The sequence below is a fragment of the Candidatus Atribacteria bacterium genome (assembly GCA_011056645.1).
GTDB lineage: Bacteria > Atribacterota > Phoenicimicrobiia > Phoenicimicrobiales > Phoenicimicrobiaceae > Sediminicultor > Sediminicultor quartus.
In genome coordinates this window covers 1-4,548 of record DSEL01000198.1, presented here as the reverse complement: position 1 = coordinate 4,548, position 4,548 = coordinate 1, and the positions used below count along the sequence as shown (strand labels likewise).

4 protein-coding genes and 1 pseudogene are annotated in these 4,548 nt (G+C 37.8%); all 5 read left to right on the top strand.

What is annotated here, in order from left to right; genetic code table 11:
- The coding region (locus ENO17_09390; GenBank protein ID HER25247.1) for a hypothetical protein at positions 1-1,583 on the top strand (1,583 nt) is incomplete at its 5' end.
- A gap of 312 nt (positions 1,584-1,895) precedes the next feature.
- Positions 1,896-2,345, top strand: a complete 450-nt coding sequence (locus ENO17_09385) for a CGGC domain-containing protein (protein HER25246.1) — start codon at positions 1,896-1,898, stop codon at positions 2,343-2,345.
- A gap of 141 nt (positions 2,346-2,486) precedes the next feature.
- Positions 2,487-2,699: pseudogene (locus ENO17_09380) on the top strand (hypothetical protein).
- A gap of 24 nt (positions 2,700-2,723) precedes the next feature.
- Entirely contained in the window at positions 2,724-3,605 is an 882-nt protein-coding gene (locus tag ENO17_09375; protein ID HER25245.1) for a (4Fe-4S)-binding protein, read from the top strand.
- Positions 3,606-3,649: 44 nt separating this feature from the next.
- Positions 3,650-4,519, top strand: a complete 870-nt coding sequence (locus ENO17_09370) for a 4Fe-4S dicluster domain-containing protein (protein HER25244.1) — start codon at positions 3,650-3,652, stop codon at positions 4,517-4,519.
- Positions 4,520-4,548 lie beyond the last annotated feature (29 nt).

The following is a 4,548-nucleotide window of genomic DNA, read 5'->3' as shown; positions in this document are numbered from 1 at the left end:
TCATCCTGCTGTCTTTCTCGGCGGCAGGAGAGGCATCTCCGAAGTTCCTTATCTTCCACCTGGATGCTGTCTCATCACAAAATTTCTTCCAATATATGGATGAGGGAGATCTGCCAAACATGAAGGCTTTTTTTGAGAAGGGCCACATGATACATCATGGCCTTGCCCTCTTCCCCGGAGGAACAGAAACGAGCGTTCCTCATTTGAAAAGCGGGTTAGATAATTCTATGGGTGGTGTAGGATGGGGATATTATGACCGGGAGAAACAAAAAGTTATATCGGATAAAAAGACCTTTATTGATCTATTTTTTACACTACCTCGACGGGCGAGAGCCAGCTTTATTTATGGTGTACCCGGATTGGATCCTTTTAATTTTCTCCCTCTTCTTAATGTTCCTGAACTTTTAGATACCTATGGGGTAATCCAATTCTATTGGTTCGCCACTGATCCTCTGGGTCATTTCATGGGGGAAAGATTATACTTAAATAGTATTAAAAGGTTTGATGGTTATTTCGGACAACTGGTGAAAAAATTGAACCTTGATGAGATAAATGTTATTATCTATTGTGACCACGGAATGTCTTATGGCAGGTTTATCAATATTCCTCAAGGAGAGGAAATTGAGAGAATAGTCGGAGATAACCTGCGCGCTTATATTCATCCCAGCATCTATTTAAAAAATCCTGATATCAAAGATAAGACAGCCAGAGAGATTGTTTTAGATAGCGAAATCGATTTTACCTTTTACCGAGAAAACCCTCATCAGGTAATTGGCTATTCAAATCAGGGGAAAATGATTTTCGAAGGAAACGAAGGAAAAATTCGCTACTTGTTTGAAGGGGAAGATATACTTGGATATTATCGCTCTGGTTATAACGGGGAATGGTTAACAGATCTGGAATGGCTTTCTAAAACCAGAGACAGCAAATTTCCAGGGGTTCCTCCCAATATATATAACCTCCTTTTGAATAAGAGAGTGGGGGATATTATCATCGTTATTAATCCTCCCAAGATTCCTATCTTTCTCTTGCGTTATCCGGCCAATCATGCCGGACTGACCAATACCGATCTGATGATGCCTATTTTGTTTAGAGGTCCCCAGTTGAAACCGCTTTACGACCGGGAAGAGATGTGGCTGCATAATCTCTATACCAGTATACCCGAACTCAGTTTTGAAGACCTGGAACCGGCAAGGGAGAAACATACTTTTAGTTTTTGGGGAAGTAATCTGGGGAAAGAGGATCTGGGTTTGGAAATATCTCTTTCTCCGGCTTACCGCTGGAATCTCTGTTTTCACTATGATGATGCTATCTACCGCAGCTGGCTGGAATATGATCTTTACAGCTCTTATCTAATCCGATTATGGGCAGGAGCAGGCTTGCAGTATAAGGAAGAGGATCTGGAAGCTCTGGTACATACTCGTCTGCAGGTAGATTTAGGGAAAATTCAGCTAAATTATGGAGGACAATTTACTCAAAGTGGATGGGAAACAAACACCAAAGAAGTGGTTTATCAAATCAACGAACACCTGGCTTTAGAGTGGTTAGTACCTAATAGATTCGGATTGAGTTTTAGCTGGTAGGGATTTTAAAATATAAAAACTCTACCAAGAGATAAGCAAATAAAAAAATCTCACACAATCTATCTAAGTTTTAGTTTTGAAGATGGGTTTCGCTTAACAAAGATAGCCTAGATTTGGTAGACAGGCGGGCTTGTCCTCGTGAAAACGGGGAACGTCTGTTCTAGTTTGGGTACCATATATCACGTATCCACTCGCAAATTCTGATTTTCTTAACGCGATACTTACTACGCAATAGGTAATGCGATATGCTCTAACGACTACTGCCTTTGGTAGTGGTAATTTTTAAATTTAATTTAATAGGAGAGAATAGCAATGAAAGACAAAATTAAAATTGGCATTATTATTTGTGACCGTTACCATACCTGTGCCGGAGGTAAATGCCTTAGAGCTCTCCGCAACAGGGAAGGCGCATTTAGCATTTATGGTAAAGATGATGAATTGGAATTAGTTGGATATACTACTTGTGACGGCTGCCCTGGGGGAAACATCGAATATGCTCCCGAGGAAATGATTAAAAACGGAGCTCAAGTGATTCACCTGGCTACCGGGTTGGTTGTCGGATACCCTCCCTGTCCTAGTATAACCTATTTTTGTGACTTCATTAAGGAAAGATATGGAATAAAAGTAGTTATTGGAACACATCCAATACCCCAGAAATATTATGATATGCATAAAAGGTTGGGAACATGGGATTCACCAAAATGGGGAGAAATTATTCAACCGACATTAGCGGATGAAAAAACTCGCTTATCTTATAATTAATGGATAAGAAAAATAAAATTTAGAATAAACTAAATAATACAATCTTTGAATGACTTCTTGTCATTAATGATTTGATCTTGTATTTTTGTATTTTAACTAACTAACCAGCTAACTAATCAACGAAAAAAGGAGGTGAAAAAGATGCCAAGAGGAGATGGTACTGGACCAACCGGAGCAGGACCGGGAACTGGCCGGGGAAGAGGTGCTGGACAGGGACGCCGAGGAGGCGGAGGAATGGGAATAGGAGGCAATTGTGTTTGTCCTTCTTGTAATAATACAGTTCCTCATTAAGTAGGTGTTCCTTGCAGCAGCATTAAATGCCCTAAGTGCGGCGCTATGATGATAAAACAATAGAATAAAATGGAAGGATTAAGCTCAATGATAATTTCAGTAGCGAGTGGGAAAGGTGGGACTGGCAAAACAACGATTGCTGTTAATCTTGCTTTGGCTTTAGCTAAAGATAAAGAAAAAAATGTGCAATTTTTAGATTGTGATGTAGAAGAGCCCAATGCCCACCTTTTTTTAAAACCGGTTATAACGAGTTCGGAATCAGTTGAGATTCTTGTCCCTAAAATTGACGATAAAAAATGTAATTATTGTGGTAAATGTGCGGAAGTTTGTGTTTTTAATGCTATCGCAGTTACCAAGAATAAAGTTTTGGTTTTCCCCGGACTGTGTCATGGCTGTGGAGCTTGCACGTTATTTTGTCCGAAAAAAGCAATTAGTGAAGAGGGGAATAAAGTAGGAATTTTAGAAGAGGGTAAAACAGAATCTATTAACTTTATACATGGACGTTTAAATATAGGAGAACCGATGGCTCCTCCTATAATAAATAAAATTAAAAAGAAAAGTAAAAAAGGCTATAAGGGTAATCAAGATAATGATATTACAAATCATTATATTACTTTGATTGATGCCCCTCCGGGTACTTCTTGTCCGGTTATCGAATCTATAAAAGGTAGTGATTATACTATATTAGTTACCGAACCAACTCCCTTTGGGTTACATGACCTTATTTTAGCAGTGGAAGTGCTTAAAAAATTAAATATTCCTCATGGTGTAGTATTAAATAAGTGTGATATCGGAGACCATAAAGTAGAAGAATATTGCAAGAAAAATAATATCCCTCTTTTGCTTTCCATTCCTTTAGATAGAGAGATTGCAGTTGCCTATTCTAAAGGTATCCCCATAGTCAAGATAAATTCCTCCTATGAACAGAAATTTATTAAACTTTTTCAAAAAATCGCTCAAACTATTTAATATTTTTATGGCTTTGTAATGATAAGGATAGAGGTATTTTTTAAATGAAAGAAATAGTAATAATAAGCGGTAAAGGCGGAACAGGAAAGACAGTTATTACCGCAAGCATAGCTGTTTTGGCTAAAAATAAAGTGATGGGAGATTGCGATGTAGATGCTTCCAATCTTTATCTTTTACTTCATCCTGAAATAAGAGAAAAAAATGATTTTTATGCCGGAATTATTCCCAGCATAGATTTGGGAAAATGCACTAATTGTGGTCGATGTCAGGAAGTTTGCCGTTTTGAGGCCATTAAAATAATCAAAAGTCAAACTGTAATTGACCTGGTATCTTGCGAAGGATGCGGCTTGTGTGCTTTGGTTTGTCCGGTGCAGGCTATTCAAATGAAGGAAAATCATTGCGGAGAATGGTACATTTCTGATACAAAATATGGACCTTTAGTATACGCTCGATTGGGCATTGCGGAAGAAAATTCTGGGAAATTAGTTACTTTAGTTCGCCAGAATGCCCAAGCGATTGCTAAAAAAAATGATCTTGAATTAATCATTGTAGATGGACCTCCGGGTATCGGCTGTCCACTTATAGCTACTCTCAGCGGAGCTGATTTAGCTGTAGTGGTCACTGAACCAACTCTTACTGGAATACATGATTTGGAAAGAGTGGTAAAAGTAGCCCAACATTTTGGAATAAAAACGGCAGTTATAATAAATAAATACGATATTAACTTAGAGAATTCATCTAAAATCGAAGACTGGTGCCGAAAAGATAATATAGCGATAATAGGTAAAATCCATTTTGATAATATAATAACTGAAGCTTTGGTAAAAGGGGTACCGGTAGTTGAATATAGTGATAATACAGTAACTAAAGAGATAAAAGATATATGGCAAAAGATAAAAACTATAGTAGAATAAAAAAATTCACCAAATTACTGTTCTCTTAC